Genomic DNA, 17,799 nt, shown 5'->3' on the forward strand with positions numbered 1-17,799 from the left:
CTTAACATCGGCCGCCCGATAACAAGGAAATAAGCGGCGGCCATGCTGACGGATAACCCTATGGACGTATTGATTGCCTTACTGGCGTTAGGATTGCTGATGCTCGCCGCCTATCGCGGCTATAGCGTGATCCTTTTTGCCCCTTTGGTTGCGCTCGGCGCCGTATTACTCACCCAGCCAGCCGCTGTTGCCCCGGTATTCAGCGATATCTTCATGGATAAGCTGGTAGGGTTTGTAAAACTCTATTTCCCGGTTTTTTTACTCGGCGCGGTCTTCGGGAAATTAATTGAGTTTTCCGGATTTTCCCGTTCAATCGTAAGTGCTGTTACCCGACTAATGGGACAAAACAAGGCGATGCCGGTGATTATTCTGGTCTGCGCGTTGTTAACCTATGGTGGGGTTTCGTTATTCGTGGTGGTATTTGCGGTCTATCCCTTCGCCGCTGAGATGTTCCGCCAGAGCCAAATTCCGAAACGGCTAATGCCTGCGACTATCGCGCTGGGCGCCTTCACTTTTACGATGGATGCGCTACCGGGTTCGCCACAGATTCAGAATATTATTCCGACTACCTTTTACGGTACGACCTCTTGGGCGGCGCCCTGGCTTGGGGTGCTGGGTTCCGCATTTGTGGCTATTGGCGGCTGGTTATATCTGGAGGCGATGCGGCGTAAAGCGCAGCGCAGGGGAGAAGGTTATGGAAGCGAGTTGGTAAATGAACCTGAAACCCCGGCAGACCTTAACTTGCCGCACCCGGTGATCGCGCTGCTGCCGTTGATTATCGTCGGCGTCGCCAACCTGCTGTTTACCTGGCTTATCCCTCAGGCGTACGGTAGCCATTTCCTGATTGACCTGCCGGGACTGAAAGCGCCGATGGAAAGCGACGTGAAGAAGATGGTGGCGATTTGGGCGGTGATGGCGGCCTTGTTGTGCGGAATTATCACTATCTTCCTGTTTGCCGGACGTAGCCTGAAGGGTAAGCTGGCCGACGGTAGCAAAGTCGCCGTTGGCGGCGCGATGCTGGCGGCGCTGAATACCGCATCAGAGTATGGTTTTGGCGGGGTGATTGCCGCGCTACCGGGGTTTGTTCAGGTGGCCGATGCGCTGAAAGCCATCCCAAACCCTTTACTCAATCAGGCGATTACGATCAATATTTTGTCCGGGATCACCGGTTCATCCTCCGGTGGAATGAGTATTGCCCTGGCGGCGATGGCGGATCGCTTTGTGGAGTCGGCCCATGCTGCGGGGATCCCGCTGGAAGTGATGCACCGTGTGGCGTCGATGGCGGCGGGCGGCATGGATACATTGCCGCACAATGGGGCGATCATCACTTTGCTGGCGGTGACCGGACTGACGCATCGCCAGGCCTATAAACCGATCCTCGGCATCACGTTGTTTAAAATCCTCGGTGCCTTTTTCATTATCGGCGTTTACTACGCCACCGGACTGGTATAAAGCCCGGGCCGTCGGCTGTCTGTGCCGACGGCCTTATTTATTTTTCAGCGTATTCGCTTTGCGCCGGCGGGGTAATGCCGCTACGATCCGCGTCTATTTTTTATCTCATCCCAAAAATGCGCGGCAGGTAGGTGAAGTTTGAACAGGCGGTTAGGCCTTGTGCTATTGGCATTACTGTTGGTTTCAGGCTGCTCCGGCACGCTGTCGCAAATGAGCCCTCCCAGCAATGAAACCAGCCTGGTGGGGCATAACGGGCAGCGGCTTTCCGTCGATACTTTCGTCAGCCGTTACATGCGCGAGAAGCAGGTCAGCGGCGTGGTAGTGGCGATTATTCATCACAACGGTCCGGCGGAGTTTCACTGCTTCGGCGTGACGGATGAAAAGCAACGCTACCCGATAACCCCGCAAACGCTTTTTGCCCTCGGCTCTTTAAGTAAAGGCGTGACCGCTGAAGTGGTCACGATGCTGGTCAATGAGGGGCGTTTGCACTGGAACGATACGCTGCAAACCCTGCTGCCGCCGGGGACCGTGCTCAGCGACGACGCCCGCAAGATAACCTTGCTGCAACTGGTCACCCATACCTCCGGGCTGCCGCGTCAGCCGATGAACATGCTGTCGCTTGAGCATCTGTTGGCGTATCTCAACAATGGTGAAAACTTTTATCACGAACTTGATGCCGACGGCGTGCTGAGCTATCTGAGCAACTTCAATGCGCCGCTGGAGCGCGAGCCGGGTTATTCCAATCTTGGTTTTGCTATCCTGGGGTATATTCTCAAATACCAAACCGGCGAATCGATTGAGACGCTGGCTTCACGGATGATCTTCCGACCATTGGCGATGGGGAATACCAGCTTTCTGCCGCAAACGCTGCGCGAATATCCGTGGCGGGCGTTGGGGCACGCAGGCGATCAGCCGAAGTTTAAACCGCGCGGCGCGCTGACGCCGGACTGGCAGTTCACCAATAACATGGTTGGCGCGGCGAGTTTGTACAGCGATGCCGCCGATCTGATTAATTATGCCCGCGCTCACTTCGCGCCCACGGGGCAGACGGTGCTCGATAAGGCATTCAGGGACGTTAGCGTCGATTATTATCCGCGGCAAATTGAAGCAGCGAACATTGCCTGGGTGACCGACACATTTGGCCGGCAGCAATTGACCTATCAGGTGGGATACATCGGCGGCTATTCGAGCTATATCGGCTTCGATAAAGCGAATCAGAATGCGGTGGTGGTGCTGCAAAACAGCTTTAACTGGAGTAACTACATCGGCCATCAGATCCTACGTAATCTGGTGACGGAGTCAAAATGAAGCCCCGTCCTGAGACGGGGCTGCGCGGATTAACGCATGGTGACAAACTCTTCCGCCGCCGTCGGGTGAATGGCAACGGTGTTGTCGAAGTCTTTTTTGGTCGCGCCCATCTTCAGCGCCACCGCAAAGCCCTGCAGCATCTCATCCATTCCGAAGCCGATACCGTGAATACCGACAATCTTCTCTTCCGGGCCGACGCAGACCAGCTTCATGCGGCACGGCTGGCGGTGAGAGGTCACGGCGGTATACATCGCGGTGAAGGACGATTTGTACACCTTCACGGCGTCATCGCCGTACTGCTCGCGCGCCTGCGGCTCGGTTAAGCCAACGGTGCCGATTGGCGGGTGGCTGAAGACCACGGTCGGGATGTTGCTGTAGTCCAGGTGCTCTTCCGGCTTGTTGTTAAACAGGCGTTCGGACAGACGACGGCCTGCCGCCACGGCGACCGGCGTCAGCTCGACGGCGCCGGTATTATCGCCCACCGCGTAGATGCCCGGTACGTTGGTGTTCTGGAACTTATCAACGATGATGTAGCCTTTATCGTTGGTTTTAACGCCCGTTGCCGCCAGGTTGAAGTTATCGGTCGCCGGTTCGCGGCCAATCGCCCAAATCAGGCAATCTACGGTCTGGCTGCGGCCATCTTCCAGCTCCAGAGTCAGGCTGCCGTCGGCATTCTTGACTACCGCCTTCGGAATTGCGTTCGTGTGCAGCTGCGGGCCTTCGGCGTTCATCACTTCCACCAGAGTCTCAACGATCAGCGGATCGAAGCTACGCAGCGGCGCGTGTTTACGCACGAACAGGTGCGTTTCGGCGCCGAGGCCGTTAATCACACCGGCCAGTTCAACGGCAATATAGCCCGCGCCGACTACCGCTACGCGCTTCGGCAGCGCCGGCAGTTCGAAGAAACCGTCGGAATCAATACCGTATTCCACACCCGGAATGTTCGGGTGGCTCGGGCGGCCGCCGGTGGCGATCAGGATATGATCGGCGGTAATGGTTTCGCCGTTGACTTCCACGGTATGGGCATCGACAAAGCGCGCGAACCCTTTGATAACATCAACTTTATTCTTACCCAGCACGTTGTCGTAAGAGGTATGAATACGGTCGATATAGGCGCTGCGGCTGGCGACCAGCTTATCCCAGTCGAAATGATTGATGGTGGTATCGAAACCATAATCCGGGCCATACAGGTGGATTGCTTCGCGGATCTGCGCCGCATGCCACATCACTTTTTTCGGCACGCAGCCGACGTTGACGCAGGTGCCGCCCAGCTCTTTGGCTTCAATCAGCGCGCACTTCTGGCCGTACATCGCCGCACGGTTAATCGAGGCGATACCGCCGCTGCCGCCGCCGATGGCGAGGTAATCATAATGTTTGCTCATGCCCATATGTCCTTAATCGTTAATTGCCGCGATTGTAGCGCGAGGCTTAAAAGGTTCCACCGATGGTTGCGATTACTCCGGTACGATCCAACTCACGGTCGCGTGACCGGTACCGGCTGGAACCAGTTTGCTGTGCAGCCACGGCAGTACGTTATTCATCTGTTGTTCCAGCTTCCATGGCGGGTTGATGACGATCATCCCGGAGGCGGTCATGCCGCGCTGGTCGCTGTCCGGACGCACCGCCAGCTCGATTTGCAGAATTTTACGAATACCTGTGGCTTCTAAATCTTTGATCATGCGTTTGATTTGCGCGCGCAGCACCACCGGATACCACAGTGCGTAGGTGCCGGTGGCGAAGCGTTTATAACCTTCGTTGATCCCGGTGACCACCGCCTGATAATCGGTTTTGATTTCGTACGGCGGGTCGATAAGAATCAGACCGCGACGGGAAACCGGCGGCAGCTTGGCCTTCAGCTGCTGATAACCGTCGGCTTTATCGACGCGCGCGCGGCTGTCTTTCTGGAACTCGGCGCGCAGCAGCGGGAAGTCGCTCGGGTGCAGTTCGGTCATCTGCAGGCTGTCCTGCTCGCGCAGCAGCTGGCGCGCGATAAGCGGCGAACCCGGGTAGTAACGCAACTGGCCGCTGCGGTTGAAGTGCTCGACGACCGAAATATAAGGTTCCAGCTCAGTCGGCAGATCGTCCTGCTGCCAGATACGGGCGATGCCTTCAAGATACTCGCCGGTACGTTCGGCGTGCTCGCCGCTCAGTTGATAGCGGCCCGCGCCGGCATGGGTGTCCAGGTAGAGAAACGGTTTTTCTTTCTCTTTCAGCGATTCAATGATCAAACTCTGAACGGTGTGTTTGAGGACGTCGGCGTGGTTGCCTGCGTGAAAGCTGTGGCGATAACTGAGCATGGATGCAGAGATTCCGGAAATAAACAAGTTAACCGACAGTTTACCGCAGTTCGCCCAGGATTGCCGCTGTCGCACCGCCTGTCATTGAAATTCCCGCAACTATCCCCCATTCTAGATCTCATGCAAAAGCGCCGGAACGCGCGCTTCATTCACCCTCTTCAACAGGACAGCGCATATGACCAATCCATTACTGACGCCTTTTTCATTGCCGCCATTTTCTGCAATCAAACCGGAGCACGTGGTCCCTGCGGTCACCAAAGCGCTCGATGATTGCCGGGCTGCGGTGGAAAGCGCGGTGGCGCACGGCGCGCCGTATAGCTGGGAAAATCTTTGCCAGCCGCTGGCGGAAGTGGACGATGTGCTGGGACGCATCTTCTCGCCAATCAGCCATTTGAATTCGGTAAAAAACAGCCCGGAGCTGCGTGAAGCCTACGAACAGACGCTGCCGCTGCTCTCCGAGTACAGCACCTGGGTCGGCCAGCATGAAGGTCTGTATAAAGCCTACCGCGACCTGCGCGACGGCGACAACTACGCCACCTTGAATACCGCGCAGAAAAAAGCGGTCGATAACGCGCTGCGCGATTTTGAATTATCCGGGATTGGCCTGCCGCCGGAAGCGCAGAAACGCTACGGCGAAATCGCCGCGCGCCTCTCTGAACTTGGCAATCTGTACAGCAACAACGTGCTTGATGCCACCATGGGCTGGAACAAGCTGGTGACCGACGTCGCCGACCTCGCAGGCATGCCGGAAAGCGCGCTGGCCGCCGCTCAGGCCCAGGCGCAGGCGAAAGAGCAGGAAGGGTATCTGCTGACCCTGGATATCCCGAGCTACCTGCCGGTGATGACCTACTGCGATAACCAGGCGCTGCGCGAAGAGATGTATCGCGCCTATTCCACCCGCGCCTCCGATCAGGGGCCGAACGCCGGTAAATGGGATAACAGCCCGGTGATGGCGGAGATCCTCGCGCTGCGTCACGAGCTGGCGCAACTGCTGGGCTTTGACAGCTACGCCTTTAAATCTCTGGCCACCAAAATGGCCGAAAACCCGCAGCAGGTGCTCGATTTCCTGACCGACCTCGCAAAACGCGCGCGTCCGCAGGGCGAGAAAGAGCTGGCTCAGCTGCGCGCCTTCGCCAAAGCCGAGTTTGGCGTCGATGAACTGCAGCCGTGGGATATCGCTTACTACAGCGAAAAACAGAAGCAGCATCTCTACAGCATCAGCGATGAGCAGCTGCGCCCGTATTTCCCGGAAAACAAAGCCGTTAACGGCCTGTTTGAAGTGGTTAAGCGCATTTATGGCATTACTGCCAAAGAGCGTACCGATGTCGATGTGTGGCATCCGGAAGTGCGTTTCTTCGAGCTGTATGACGAAAATAACGAGCTGCGCGGCAGCTTCTATCTCGACCTGTATGCCCGCGAACATAAACGCGGTGGGGCTTGGATGGATGACTGCGTCGGCCAGATGCGTAAGCTGGATGGTTCCCTGCAGAAACCGGTCGCTTATCTAACCTGTAACTTCAACCGTCCGGTAAACGGTAAACCGGCGCTGTTCACGCACGATGAAGTGATCACCCTGTTCCACGAGTTCGGCCATGGTCTGCATCATATGCTGACCCGCATTGATACCGCCGGCGTTTCCGGCATCAGCGGGGTGCCGTGGGATGCGGTCGAGCTGCCGAGCCAGTTTATGGAAAACTGGTGCTGGGAGCCGGAAGCGCTGGCCTTTATCTCCGGGCATTACGAAACCGGTGAACCGCTGCCGCAGGAACTGCTGGAGAAAATGCTGGCGGCGAAAAACTACCAGGCGGCGATGTTTATTCTCCGCCAGCTGGAGTTCGGTCTGTTCGATTTCCGTCTACACGCGGAATATTCGCCGGAGCAGGGGGCGAAAATCCTCGAGACCCTGGCCGAGATTAAAAAACAGGTCGCCGTGGTGCCGGGCCCAACCTGGGGCCGCTTCCCGCATGCGTTCAGCCATATCTTCGCGGGTGGCTATGCCGCGGGCTACTACAGCTATCTGTGGGCCGATGTATTGGCGGCAGATGCCTTCTCACGCTTCGAAGAAGAGGGGATTTTCAACCGTGAAACCGGTCAGTCATTCCTCGACAATATCCTGAGCCGCGGCGGTTCCGAAGAGCCGATGGAGCTGTTCAAACGCTTCCGCGGGCGCGAGCCGCAGCTGGACGCGATGCTTGAGCATTACGGGATCAAAGGCTGATTGCTACGTGAAGATCTGCTTAATTGATGAAACAGGCGCCGGTGACGGCGCCTTATCTGTTTTGGCCGCCCGTTGGGGGCTGGAGCATGATGCTGAGAATCCGATGGCGCTGGTGCTGACGGACGCGCATCTGGAGCTGCGTAAGCGCGATGAACCCAAGCTTGGCGGCATCTTTGTCGATTTCGTCGGCGGCGCGATGGCCCATCGGCGCAAGTTTGGCGGCGGCCGCGGTGAAGCGGTAGCCAAAGCGGTGGGCATTAAAGGCGATTATCTGCCGGATGTTGTCGACGCTACCGCCGGGCTGGGGCGTGATGCCTTCGTGCTGGCGTCGGTCGGCTGTCGCGTGCGGATGTTGGAGCGTAATCCGGTGGTCGCCGCGCTGCTCGACGATGGTTTGAAACGTGGCTATGCCGATGCGGAGATCGGCGGCTGGCTGCAGGAGCGCTTACAGCTGATTCATGCCTCCAGCCTCAATGCGTTGACCGATATCACCCCGCGCCCGCAGGTGGTTTATCTGGATCCGATGTTTCCCCATAAGCAGAAAAGCGCGCTGGTCAAAAAAGAGATGCGGGTATTTCAGTCGCTGGTGGGGCCGGATTTAGACGCCGATGGTCTGCTGGCGCCGGCTCGACAGCTGGCGACCAAACGAGTGGTGGTGAAGCGTCCGGACTATGCGCCGCCGCTGGCGGATGTCGCCACGCCGAACGCGGTGGTGACCAAAGGACATCGTTTTGATATTTATGCCGGTACGCCGGCGTAATTTTTCGCCATTGTGATATCACCCGGCTCGCGTAGCGCAAGCCGGGAACCGCAATACTTAAACAAACGGCGCCAGCGGATCGGCAATCTCAAACGCGGCGGCTTTATCGGCTTTCGGCGGATAGATAAGTTCGCTGACGATCGACACCTTCACCTTTTTTGCCTCTTCGCGCGTCAGTTTCACCTGCTGATCCCAACCCTCGGTGTAAACCGCGCCCCAGGCGCCGAGATCCAGACAGGTAACGTAGGTTTCCTGGCGATAGGGCAGCGGCGCGACGCCCAGCAGGCCGGCGGCGGCGTTATTACCGGCGAATTTACCGAGCAGGATAGCGTGCTGGCAAGTCATCAGGGCGTGATTGCCCTTATCATCGGTCGCGGCATAGGCCACGTCGCCGGTCGCGTAGATATCATCGTAACCCACCACCTGTAGTTCGGCGTTGACATGCAGACGCCCTTGACGGTCGCGCGGCGCATCGATTTGCGCTGTTAGATTATTCGCCTGCACGCCGACGGTCCAAATCACGGTCTGCGAGTCGATACGCTTTCCGTCTTTCAGGTTCACGCCAGCGGCATCGACGCTTGCCACTTCAGCATTCACAAGCCACTCGACGCCCAGTTCTTTTGAGGCCTGAATGATGACTTCACGCAGCGCATCGCTGTATCGAGAGCCCGGCTGCGGACCGCGTTCAACTACGACTACTCTGGTCTTAGAATTCGAGCCGAAGATCGCGCGCAGCTTGGTCGGTAATTCCATCGCCATCTCGATACCGGTAAAGCCGCCGCCGCAGACTACCACGGTGTTGCGCGCATCGCTTTGCGGACGCTGTGCTAAAGCAATTAAGTGGTTTTCCAGCGTCGTAGCGCTTTCGAGCTGATCGAGGTCGAAAGCGTGCTGTGCCGCGCCCGTGACCATCGCGCGGTTGACGTGACTACCGCTCGCCAGGACTAAACGATCCCAGTACTGAGCGTGGCTTTCGCCGTTGCTATCGGTCCAGGTTACCGTTTTATCCGCAGGATGGATCTGCGACACGCTGCCACGAAGAAAACGGATCCCGGTAGCATCGAACAGCGGCTGTAGCGGCGCAACCAGCGACGGTACGTCGCTTTCGTAGAAACGAGGACGAATGCGCAGCTCAGGCTGCGGCGCAATGACTGTGATATCAACGGCCTGCTGTTGATTTTTTTCCGCTAAACGCGCGGCGCTCAGGGCCGCCCACATCCCGGCAAAACCGGCGCCTACGATCAGGATTTGTTTACGCATCTTTTTTTCACTCGCTGTTAACTGCGATTCATTTACTCGGATTTTATTGGTCGCAGTTAAGAAAAGCAACGCCTCTCACGCGATCCTGAGGATCCTTTAGCAGCGTTTTTATTTAATATACTGATAAATAATAAATTAAATTTTTGTCTTGCGAGGGGAGATATCAGATATCTGGAATGAGGCGGTGGGAAAAGCTACAATAACTCAGATTAATATTGGCTGAGATAAGTGAATGGCATTTTACAGTTCCGGAGTTGAGTACGGCATCCATAGCCTGATGTGTATGGTGGACAGCAAAGGCGACGCCCGCGATATGAGCGTGCGCGAAATCGCCGAGCTGCAAAACGTGCCCTACGATTATCTGGCCAAGATTTTTACCCGCCTATCGAAAGCGGGCCTGGTGCGCAGTATTGAAGGTAAAGGCGGCGGCTTTCAGCTTGCCAGAGCGGCTGAGCACATCACCGTGTTGGATGTTGCCAACGCTATTGATGGCGAAAAGCGTATTTTCGAGTGCCGTGAGATCCGCCAGCGTCTTGCGGTGTTTGATGAGCAGCCGCCGCAGTGGGCCTGCGAAGGTATTTGCGGTGTGCGTGCGGTCATGGATATGGCGCAGCAGCGAATGGAAGAGGCGTTAGGCCAGCATACTATCCTCGATCTGGCGCGTAAGATGTACCGTAAAGCGCCGGATGAGTTTGTGATTGAAGTGCAGGAGTGGATCGCGGCGCGTAAGAACTAGGCCGCGCGCCCCGGCGGTTGTCGCCGGGGCGGCTAACGGGTTACTCGGCGCTGGCCGGGGTATTGATCATCCGGTTCAGCCACGGCACCATAAAGGCCATCACCACCGTCACCGCCAGGGTCACGAGGCCAATTTTACTAAACACGTTGGTGTAGATCGGCAGCGTCTGCAGCGGGTCGGTTATATTTTCCGGCACCGCGGTGAAGGTCGCGACATAGCCGCCCATCAGGAACGCGGCGGCCTGTGTCAGGAACCACATCCCCAGAATAAAGCCCATCAGCCGCTGCGGAACCAGCGCGGCGACCATCGCCAGTCCCAGGGCGCTAATCAGCAGTTCGCCGAGACTCTGGAACAGATAAACCAGCACGATAAACCATGGCGAGGTGAGCCCCTGCGGGTCGGCAAACCACATCCCGGCCGCGGCGGCGGTCAGAAAGCCCAGCGCGCAGAGGAACATGCCGAGAGTGAATTTCATCGGCATGGTCAGGTCTTTACCTTTGTTGCCAAGACGGGTGTAGATAGCCGCCAGTACCGGGCTGGCGACCACCACCCAGAACGGGTTCAACGCCTGGAAACTCACCGGGTTAATCGCGATGCCGAGAATGTCGTGATGCACGTTATTGATGGCGAAGAAGTTCAGCGAGGTTGGCATCTGGGCGTACAGGATATAAAACACCACCGCTTCGAGCATCAGGATGAAGGCGACGAACATCTTGTTGCGGCCGGTTTTATCGAGGCGGAAGGCTTCGCGGAAGAAGAAAATCGTCACCACGATGGACAGCACAATCAGCACCAGGTTGGCGATTTTAACGTTATGCATCAGCCAGGCGCAGAGGAAAATCATCACCACGGTGCCGACCAGCACGTACAGCAGATTACGGAAACTCAGCGGCTGATGATCCGGGGTTGAACCGATATCTTTCACCATTCCACGGCAGGCGAAGTAGACCAGCAGCGCGACGATAAGCCCGGCGCCGCACAAGTTGTAGGTCACCGCGTAGCCGAACTTATCGGCAATAACCGGCGCCAGCGACAGCGACAGTAGCGAGCCGATGTTAATCGACATATAAAACAGGGTGAAGGCGCCGTCGAGACGGGCGTCTTTCGGCGGATAGCATTTTGACAGTAGGCTCGCTGGATTGGCTTTAAACAGCCCATTGCCGACGGCGATAGTGCCAAGCGCGATAAAGATAAGGTCGGGTTTGAGCAGCGACAGGCCGGTCATAAAGTAGCCGATAGCCAGCACGACGGCGCCGAGCACCAGCGTGCGTTTGGTTCCCAGCAGATGGTCACCGACATAGCCGCCGATGGAAATGAGGCCGTAGACCAGCGCCGCAAAGGCGCCAAAGGTGATAAATGCCTGTTCCTGAGAGAAACCAAGCTGTTTAACAAAGAACACCGCCAGGATGCCCTGGACGCCGTAATAGCCAAAACGCTCCCATAACTCTACAAAAAAGATCATGAAGAACGGACGGGGTTGCTGCAGCAAGCCCGTAGGTGCAGTTGTTTTCATATTCCTTCGCCTTTTAGTGCTATCCCAAAAAGTATGAACGCGTCTGCCAAAACGCGCCGAAAAAGTCTTATGGCCCATAATGATTCGGCCATTGGCTGAATGTATAGATTATTATATAGATATTAATTCTAATAAATGGTTGATCACACTAACCGATATTAATTATCTGGATTGATATCCTGATGGGGTCAATGGGGTTCAGGCGGGATGCAGCATAAAAACAAAAACGCCCGCAGGCGCGGGCGTTGGCTGGCGAGGAAAAGCGATTATTCGTCTTCTTCGTCGCGCAGCGGTACGATCAGCATATCAACGTGAACGGTGTTGATCAGCTGACGCGCGGAGGACATCAGCTTGCTCCAGAAGTCCTGATGGTGACCGCAGACCACCAGGTCCATATCATATTTTTTAATCGCGTCGACCAGCACCTGGCCAAGATCGCCGCTGCCGCTCAGGGTTTCGGTAATCGGGTAGCCGGCGTTGGTGGAAAGCTCGGTCAGCGCGTGGTGCGTCTCTTCAGAGATGCGTTTCTGCATGTCGCCCAGATTGACATCGATAAGACCGGTGTAGAGGTCGGAGTAATTCACATCCACGTGAATCAGGGAAACTTTCGCATTGTAGGGACGCGCCATAGAAACCGCTTTCTCTACCAGCACTTTGCTTTCCGGTGATAGGTCTACTGCAATAAGAATGTGTTTGTAAGCCATAGTGTTACTCCTTCCATAAGTTGTCGATGACCGTTGGACCAGACAGCCTGTGCTGTCGATTCGCCCGCGTCCTGCAAGCTAGATTCGCGGGGGGTAAGCCTTTAAGGACTTAATTGTAGAAGATAATTTCTACAATATAGCGCCCCTCGCACTCCGTCAATGCACCTGGTTCACCGTTAGTTAAACAAATTATTCCGTCTTACGTATTGATAACGATTAACCTTGTGGTAAAAAAATTAACTGATCTCCTACACTATTTAATGAGCCGGTCGGATTAATAAACGTGACCGGAATCGCACTCTTGTACTGTACGGTGGGTTGGATGATATTGGGGAGCGGTAGTCCCGGAGGGATCTCCGTGGATGGGTCGCCGGGGAGGAAGTATGATCAGCACTGTTGCGCTGTTTTGGGCCCTGTGTATCGTTTGTGTGGTGAATATGGCACGTTACTTCTCATCGTTGCGTGCATTATTGGTTGTGCTACGTGGTTGCGATCCCTTGCTCTATCAATATGTTGATGGCGGAGGTTTTTTCACCTCGCATGGGCAGCCCAGTAAACAAATGCGGCTGGTTTGGTATATCTATGCCCAACGATATCGCGACCATCATGATGACGAGTTTATTCGTCGCTGTGAGCGTGTTCGCCGGCAGTTCATCCTGACCAGCGCGCTGTGTGGTCTGGTGTTGGTGAGTATGATTGCGTTGCTTATCTGGCATTGAGCCGTGCTGAATAGACGGCAAAAAAAATGGGCCAGTTTCCTGACCCATTTTTCGCATGACTACTGCTTAGATAAGCTTCAGAGCCAGCCAGTACAGCACGCCTGACAGCAAAATGGCTGCCGGCAGGGTGAGTACCCATGCCATCAGAATGCTGGTGACGGTTTTCTTCTGCAGACCGCCGCCATCAACGAGCATTGTCCCCGCAACCGAGGAAGAGAGCACGTGGGTGGTGGAAACCGGCATCCCGGTGTAGCTGGCAAGGCCGATAGACACCGCGGCGGTCATCTGGGCGGACATACCTTGCGCGTAGGTCATACCCTTCTTACCAATCTTCTCGCCGATGGTGGTCGCCACGCGGCGCCAGCCGATCATGGTGCCAATACCCAGCGCCAGCGCGACCGCCATAATGATCCAGATTGGCGCGTACTCGATGGTGCTCAGCATATCGGTTTTCAGTTTCTTCAGCAGGCGCTGGTCGTCAGAGCTCACATCCGGCAGTTTTGCCACTTTGTCGGTGGTGTCGGAGATGCAGAGCATAATACGACGCAGCTGGCCGCGCTGATCCACTGACAGCGAATCGTAGCTTTCCGTTCCGGTGAGCATCGTCTTCACGCGGTCAAGCGCATTGATGGTGTTCGCCGGATGGCAGTGGAACTCGCCGTTGGCCGCGGTGTTGGTCTCCGGTGACGGAACCAGTTGATCAACGCCGGTGGCTTTCTTCAGCAGCTCAGGGCGCTGTTGGAAGAAGGTTTCCACGTTGTTGACCGCATCGCGGGTACGAGTGATTTCGTAACCAGATGCGTTCATGTTGACCACGAAGCCCGCCGGCGCGACGCCAATCAGTACCAGCATGACCAGACCAATGCCTTTCTGCCCATCGTTGGCGCCGTGCGAGAACGACACGCCGATAGCGGACAGGATCAGCGCGATACGGGTCCAGAACGGCGGTTTTTTCTTACCGTCTTTCTTTTCGCGTTCCGCTGGGGTCAGGTGGATACGAGCGCGTTTTTTGGTACCGCTCCAGTAACGACGCAGAATGAAAATCAGGCCGCCTGCTACCACCAGGCCAACGATCGGCGAGACGATGAGCGAGGCAAAAATGCCGATGACTTTCGGGATATTCAGTGCATCCACCACTGAAGTACCGGTCATCAGCGCATTGGTTAAACCAATACCGATGATGGCGCCAATCAGGGTGTGAGAACTGGAGGCCGGGAGGCCGAAATACCAGGTTCCGAGGTTCCAGATGATTGCCGCCAGCAGCATAGAGAACACCATGGCGAGGCCATGTGCGGAACCCATGTTAAGCAGCAGGTCCGTTGGCAGCATATGCACGATGGCATAGGCTACGCTGAGACCGCCCAGCAGAACGCCGAAAAAGTTGAAGAGTGCCGCCATCGCAACAGCAAGCTGCGACCGCATTGCGCGAGTGTAGATCACCGTTGCAACAGCGTTTGCGGTATCATGAAAACCGTTAATCGCTTCGTAAAACAGTACAAAAGCTAAAGCAAGCAATAATAATAGTCCGGTATGTAAATCCAGACCGGCAAATAAATGTAGCATAGGACGTTACGCCATTTTGAGGACATGAACGCGGCGCATTATCAGTGACTTTAGCGGCGCGGGCAAAGTGAAATATAGACTTTTTTTGATTTTCTTCCTGTTTGGGTTTTACCCGGTTGGGAGTAATCCTATATCTTTCAAAGACGTAACTGATTGTTGTTTTTTTCGTGCTGGTGCGACCAGAGTGAAATATTTACAATTCCCGACAATTCGGGAATGAGGAAAGTTGAGTGGAAAGGTTTGATGCCATTGTGATCGGCGCCGGTGCGGCGGGAATGTTTTGTGCGGCGCAGGCGGGGCAGTTGGGCTGCCGTGTACTGCTGCTCGATAATGGCAAAAAGCCGGGGCGCAAAATCCTGATGTCCGGCGGTGGCCGCTGCAACTTTACCAACATGTATGTCGAGCCCGCGGCGTATCTCAGCCAAAACCCGCATTTTTGCAAATCTGCGCTGGCGCGCTACACCCAGTGGGACTTTATCGAGCTGGTTGGCAAATATGGCATCGCCTGGCATGAGAAGACCTTAGGTCAGCTGTTTTGCGATGATTCAGCGGAGCAAATCGTCAACCTGCTGTTGTCTGAATGTGAAAAAGGCGGCGTACAGATCCGTCTGCGCAGCGAAATTCTCAGCGTCGAACGCGATGAACAAGGCTACCGGCTACAGGTGAACGGCGAAACGCTGGCGGCGAAGAAGCTGGTAATCGCCTCCGGCGGTCTGTCGATGCCGGGGCTGGGCGCATCGCCGTTTGGTTACAAGGTGGCTGAGCAGTTCGGCCTGAAGGTGCTGCCAACCCGCGCCGGGCTGGTGCCATTTACTCTGCATAAACCGCTGCTTGAACAGCTGCAGGTGCTTTCCGGCGTTTCGGTGCCAGCTACCATTACCGCCGAGAACGGTATGCTGTTCCGCGAAAATTTGCTGTTTACCCATCGCGGCCTTTCCGGCCCGGCGGTGCTGCAGATTTCCAGCTACTGGCAGCCCGGCGAGTTTGTCACCGTCAACCTGCTGCCGGACTGCGATCTTGAGGCGTTCCTCAACGAGCAGCGGGGCGCTCATCCCAACCAAAGCCTGAAAAATACCCTGGCGATGCAACTGCCGAAGCGGCTGGTCGAATGTTTACAGCAGCTTGGGCAGATACCTGATGTGACACTGAAGCAACTGAACGTTCGCGATCGGCAGATGCTGGTGGAGACGTTAACTGCCTGGCGCGTGCAGCCGAACGGCACTGAAGGTTATCGTACTGCTGAAGTGACGCTCGGCGGCGTGGATACCAACGAGCTTTCGTCACGCACCATGGAGGCGCGCAAAGCGCCGGGGCTTTACTTTATCGGTGAAGTGATGGACGTCACCGGCTGGCTCGGCGGCTATAACTTCCAGTGGGCGTGGTCAAGCGCCTGGGCCTGCGCGCAGGCATTGGCGGAAGTTTAATCGAAGGACCCGGGCATCCTGATGCCCGGGCTTTTTCGATCAGTTCAGCCCAAGAAAATACTGGGCGATTTTGAAATAGATAATTAATCCAGTGCCATCAATTAGCGTGGCGATAAACGGCGCGGAAACCACCGCCGGGTCGATACCGATCCGCTTAAGCAGCATCGGAATAACCGAAGACACCACAGCGCTCCACAGAGTAATGCAGACCAGCGTCAGGCTGACGATCAGCGTGATTTCCATGCCAATCCCCATCATCCAGGCGCGCAGGCAGCCCGCCAGACCCAGTGTCAGGGCAATCAGAAACGAGGTCGACACCTCTTTGCGGATTACCCGTCCCATGTCACGTAAGCGGACTTCACCCAACGCCATCGAACGCACCAGCGTTGAGGTTATCTGAGTTCCGCTGTTGCCGCCGGTGCCGATCAGTAACGGGATGAAGAAGGCCAGCGCGATGGCCGATTCCAGCGCCTCTTCAAAATGCTGCAGCACGCTGCTGGTGTAGGCTTCGGCAACAAACAGCAGCAATAGCCAGACCGAACGTTTCTTCCACAGCGTCCACGGACTGATTTCCAGATACGGTTTTTCCAGCGGTAGCGTCGCCCCCTGCAGTTGGGCGTCTTCGGTGACGTCATCCTCCAGCAGATGGGCAATTTCTTTTTCCATCAGGCAGCCGACCAGCTCGCCTTTATCGACAACCGGCACCAGATCGAGGCCGCGCTCGGTGAGTTCGGCAATGACCTGAGGGCGCTCATCGTCGGGTTTAACGCGGAACAGACAGCTGTCCATCAGGTAGCGAATAGACTGGCCTACCTCTGCTTCCTGCAATAGTTTTTTGACTGATAAGCTGCCGCGCAGCTTGTTACCGGCGACGACAAATACCTGGCCGGGAATATCGTCGCTGGCGAGCTGCGAGATAAAGTGTTCACGCGCCTCATGGACGCTGAAATGTTCCTGCAGCGTAATAAAGTCGGTACGCATGTACTGGGCGATCGCATCGCCGTCGAAGCCAGAGGTCGCCTGATGCGCGGCGCAGAGTTGAATGGAAGACATGATTAAAATCCCTATAAAAAATCACTCATAGGGGCGAACAAGACAGGGTTAGCGCAGGCAGATCCCTACGTCCTGGTTTTAGCACTGCATAACGTATCTGAACGGTTATGACCGCCAGAAGTTACCTTGGCAACACCTTGATTCGATGGAAGCCTGTATTTCCCTTAGTGGTCTCTCTCGATACCAACAGGGCGGTAACTTGTATTTATGCAGGAGCCTCGCCATAACGAGATCGTTAAATGAGGCGCCATTATTGGCGAACAGGGATAATTAACAAAGTGTATAGTTTATGTGGTTTATCAACTGTTGATAAACAAAGTTTGCCTGGTAAGAAGTTGACTTCACATTGTGCTATCAGAAAAATGATTTCAGTAGGTGAACTCATGCGGCAAGGAGGGGTAAAACCATGATCAAACCTAAAACGCCAAATTCAATGGAGATTGCCGGGCAGCCTGCTGTTATCAACTACGTGCCTGAGCTCAATGCATTCCGCGGTAAGTTCCTGGGATTATCAGGATATTGCGATTTTGTTTCCGATAGCATTCAAGGGTTACAACAGGAGGGCGAGATATCATTACAGGAATATCTTGCTGATTGTCGTGAAGCGGGCATCGAGCCTTATGCTCAGCCGGAAAAGTTGAAAACCTTCACATTGCGTTATCCTGAATCATTTGGTGAGCGTCTTAGCTCCGCCGCTGCAGAGGAGCAGGTTTCCGTAAATACCTGGATCCTTGAGACGCTCAATGAACGTCTCAAACAGGCTTAAAACAGTCTGCATCAAATTGCCATCGT

At 55.6% G+C, this 17,799-nt stretch carries 14 protein-coding genes, 1 pseudogene and 1 riboswitch; of the genes and pseudogenes, 8 read left to right on the forward strand and 7 right to left on the reverse strand.

All coding sequences use genetic code 11. The features are described 5' to 3' along the window. Positions 1–60 precede the first annotated feature (60 nt). A pseudogene (locus PGR79_RS13290) lies at positions 61–426 on the forward strand (GntP family permease); the annotation flags it as partial. A gap of 1,236 nt (positions 427–1,662) precedes the next feature. After that, positions 1,663–2,760 carry a serine hydrolase domain-containing protein gene (locus PGR79_RS13295; protein ID WP_430921911.1) on the forward strand — a complete coding sequence of 366 codons (1,098 nt, stop codon included), beginning with the start codon at positions 1,663–1,665 and terminating at the stop codon, positions 2,758–2,760. 29 nt (positions 2,761–2,789) lie between these two features. On the opposite strand, the gene gorA is transcribed toward PGR79_RS13295, so the two are convergent. Together gorA and PGR79_RS13305 are read right to left on the reverse strand one after the other, a co-directional pair. Continuing rightward, complete coding sequence (gene gorA, locus PGR79_RS13300) at positions 2,790–4,142, reverse strand: glutathione-disulfide reductase (protein WP_045359206.1); 1,353 nt, start codon at positions 4,140–4,142, stop codon at positions 2,790–2,792. 72 nt (positions 4,143–4,214) lie between these two features. Then, positions 4,215–5,057, reverse strand: coding sequence for a 23S rRNA (adenine(2030)-N(6))-methyltransferase RlmJ (locus PGR79_RS13305; protein WP_015703746.1), 843 nt, complete (start codon positions 5,055–5,057; stop codon positions 4,215–4,217). 175 nt (positions 5,058–5,232) lie between these two features. Between PGR79_RS13305 and prlC the strand changes: the two genes are divergently transcribed. Both prlC and rsmJ read left to right on the forward strand, forming a co-directional pair. Further along, positions 5,233–7,275: an oligopeptidase A gene (gene prlC, locus PGR79_RS13310; RefSeq protein ID WP_087859008.1), complete on the forward strand. Its 2,043-nt coding sequence runs from the start codon at positions 5,233–5,235 to the stop codon at positions 7,273–7,275. Between the two features lie 7 nt (positions 7,276–7,282). Continuing rightward, positions 7,283–8,035: a 16S rRNA (guanine(1516)-N(2))-methyltransferase RsmJ gene (rsmJ, locus tag PGR79_RS13315; protein WP_049052009.1), complete on the forward strand. Its 753-nt coding sequence runs from the start codon at positions 7,283–7,285 to the stop codon at positions 8,033–8,035. Positions 8,036–8,092: 57 nt separating this feature from the next. On the opposite strand, the gene PGR79_RS13320 is transcribed toward rsmJ, so the two are convergent. Continuing rightward, on the reverse strand, positions 8,093–9,295 hold the full coding sequence (locus tag PGR79_RS13320) for an NAD(P)/FAD-dependent oxidoreductase (protein ID WP_087859009.1): 1,203 nt from the start codon (positions 9,293–9,295) through the stop codon (positions 8,093–8,095). A gap of 232 nt (positions 9,296–9,527) precedes the next feature. On the opposite strand from PGR79_RS13320, the gene PGR79_RS13325 reads away from it, so the two are divergent. Then, positions 9,528–10,031: an RrF2 family transcriptional regulator gene (locus tag PGR79_RS13325; RefSeq protein ID WP_015369269.1), complete on the forward strand. Its 504-nt coding sequence runs from the start codon at positions 9,528–9,530 to the stop codon at positions 10,029–10,031. Between the two features lie 40 nt (positions 10,032–10,071). Here the strand turns inward: PGR79_RS13325 and dtpB are convergent, their stop codons facing one another. Together dtpB and uspA are read right to left on the reverse strand one after the other, a co-directional pair. After that, positions 10,072–11,544: a dipeptide/tripeptide permease DtpB gene (gene dtpB, locus PGR79_RS13330; RefSeq protein ID WP_047076082.1), complete on the reverse strand. Its 1,473-nt coding sequence runs from the start codon at positions 11,542–11,544 to the stop codon at positions 10,072–10,074. A gap of 266 nt (positions 11,545–11,810) precedes the next feature. Further along, complete coding sequence (uspA, locus tag PGR79_RS13335; protein ID WP_004145166.1) at positions 11,811–12,248, reverse strand: universal stress protein UspA; 438 nt, start codon at positions 12,246–12,248, stop codon at positions 11,811–11,813. 383 nt (positions 12,249–12,631) lie between these two features. Here uspA and uspB point away from each other — a divergent pair, with 383 nt between their 5' ends. Continuing rightward, entirely contained in the window at positions 12,632–12,967 is a 336-nt protein-coding gene (gene uspB / locus PGR79_RS13340) for a universal stress protein UspB (RefSeq protein ID WP_015703743.1), read from the forward strand. Positions 12,968–13,033: 66 nt separating this feature from the next. On the opposite strand, the gene pitA is transcribed toward uspB, so the two are convergent. Continuing rightward, entirely contained in the window at positions 13,034–14,530 is a 1,497-nt protein-coding gene (pitA, locus tag PGR79_RS13345) for an inorganic phosphate transporter PitA (RefSeq protein ID WP_045397146.1), read from the reverse strand. A gap of 230 nt (positions 14,531–14,760) precedes the next feature. Here pitA and PGR79_RS13350 point away from each other — a divergent pair, with 230 nt between their 5' ends. Further along, entirely contained in the window at positions 14,761–15,954 is a 1,194-nt protein-coding gene (locus PGR79_RS13350; protein ID WP_430921826.1) for an NAD(P)/FAD-dependent oxidoreductase, read from the forward strand. Between the two features lie 39 nt (positions 15,955–15,993). Here PGR79_RS13350 and PGR79_RS13355 read toward each other — a convergent pair whose 3' ends face one another. Continuing rightward, complete coding sequence (locus PGR79_RS13355) at positions 15,994–17,007, reverse strand: magnesium transporter (RefSeq protein WP_015369274.1); 1,014 nt, start codon at positions 17,005–17,007, stop codon at positions 15,994–15,996. Positions 17,008–17,063: 56 nt separating this feature from the next. After that, positions 17,064–17,245, reverse strand: a riboswitch (M-box (ykoK) riboswitch). Positions 17,246–17,413: 168 nt separating this feature from the next. On the opposite strand from PGR79_RS13355, the gene PGR79_RS13360 reads away from it, so the two are divergent. Continuing rightward, positions 17,414–17,773 (forward strand): type II toxin-antitoxin system HicB family antitoxin, encoded by a 360-nt coding sequence (locus tag PGR79_RS13360; RefSeq protein ID WP_015703740.1) that lies wholly within the window; start codon positions 17,414–17,416, stop codon positions 17,771–17,773. The last annotated feature ends 26 nt before the right edge of the window (positions 17,774–17,799 follow it).

It is taken from the genome of Klebsiella sp. 141161 (assembly GCF_050600815.1).
GTDB classification, from domain to species: domain Bacteria; phylum Pseudomonadota; class Gammaproteobacteria; order Enterobacterales; family Enterobacteriaceae; genus Klebsiella; species Klebsiella aerogenes.

Excerpts from the sequence above, each read along its gene's own strand:
- PGR79_RS13295 (WP_430921911.1), top strand. The coding sequence starts at position 1,663 with ATGAGCCCTCCCAGCAATGAAACCAGCCTGGTGGGGCATAACGGGCAG.
- gorA (WP_045359206.1), bottom strand. The coding sequence starts at position 4,142 with ATGAGCAAACATTATGATTACCTCGCCATCGGCGGCGGCAGCGGCGGT.
- PGR79_RS13305 (WP_015703746.1), bottom strand. The coding sequence starts at position 5,057 with ATGCTCAGTTATCGCCACAGCTTTCACGCAGGCAACCACGCCGACGTC.
- prlC (WP_087859008.1), top strand. The coding sequence starts at position 5,233 with ATGACCAATCCATTACTGACGCCTTTTTCATTGCCGCCATTTTCTGCA.
- PGR79_RS13320 (WP_087859009.1), bottom strand. The coding sequence starts at position 9,295 with ATGCGTAAACAAATCCTGATCGTAGGCGCCGGTTTTGCCGGGATGTGG.
- PGR79_RS13325 (WP_015369269.1), top strand. The coding sequence starts at position 9,528 with ATGGCATTTTACAGTTCCGGAGTTGAGTACGGCATCCATAGCCTGATG.
- dtpB (WP_047076082.1), bottom strand. The coding sequence starts at position 11,544 with ATGAAAACAACTGCACCTACGGGCTTGCTGCAGCAACCCCGTCCGTTC.
- uspA (WP_004145166.1), bottom strand. The coding sequence starts at position 12,248 with ATGGCTTACAAACACATTCTTATTGCAGTAGACCTATCACCGGAAAGC.
- uspB (WP_015703743.1), top strand. The coding sequence starts at position 12,632 with ATGATCAGCACTGTTGCGCTGTTTTGGGCCCTGTGTATCGTTTGTGTG.
- pitA (WP_045397146.1), bottom strand. The coding sequence starts at position 14,530 with ATGCTACATTTATTTGCCGGTCTGGATTTACATACCGGACTATTATTA.
- PGR79_RS13355 (WP_015369274.1), bottom strand. The coding sequence starts at position 17,007 with ATGTCTTCCATTCAACTCTGCGCCGCGCATCAGGCGACCTCTGGCTTC.
- PGR79_RS13360 (WP_015703740.1), top strand. The coding sequence starts at position 17,414 with ATGATCAAACCTAAAACGCCAAATTCAATGGAGATTGCCGGGCAGCCT.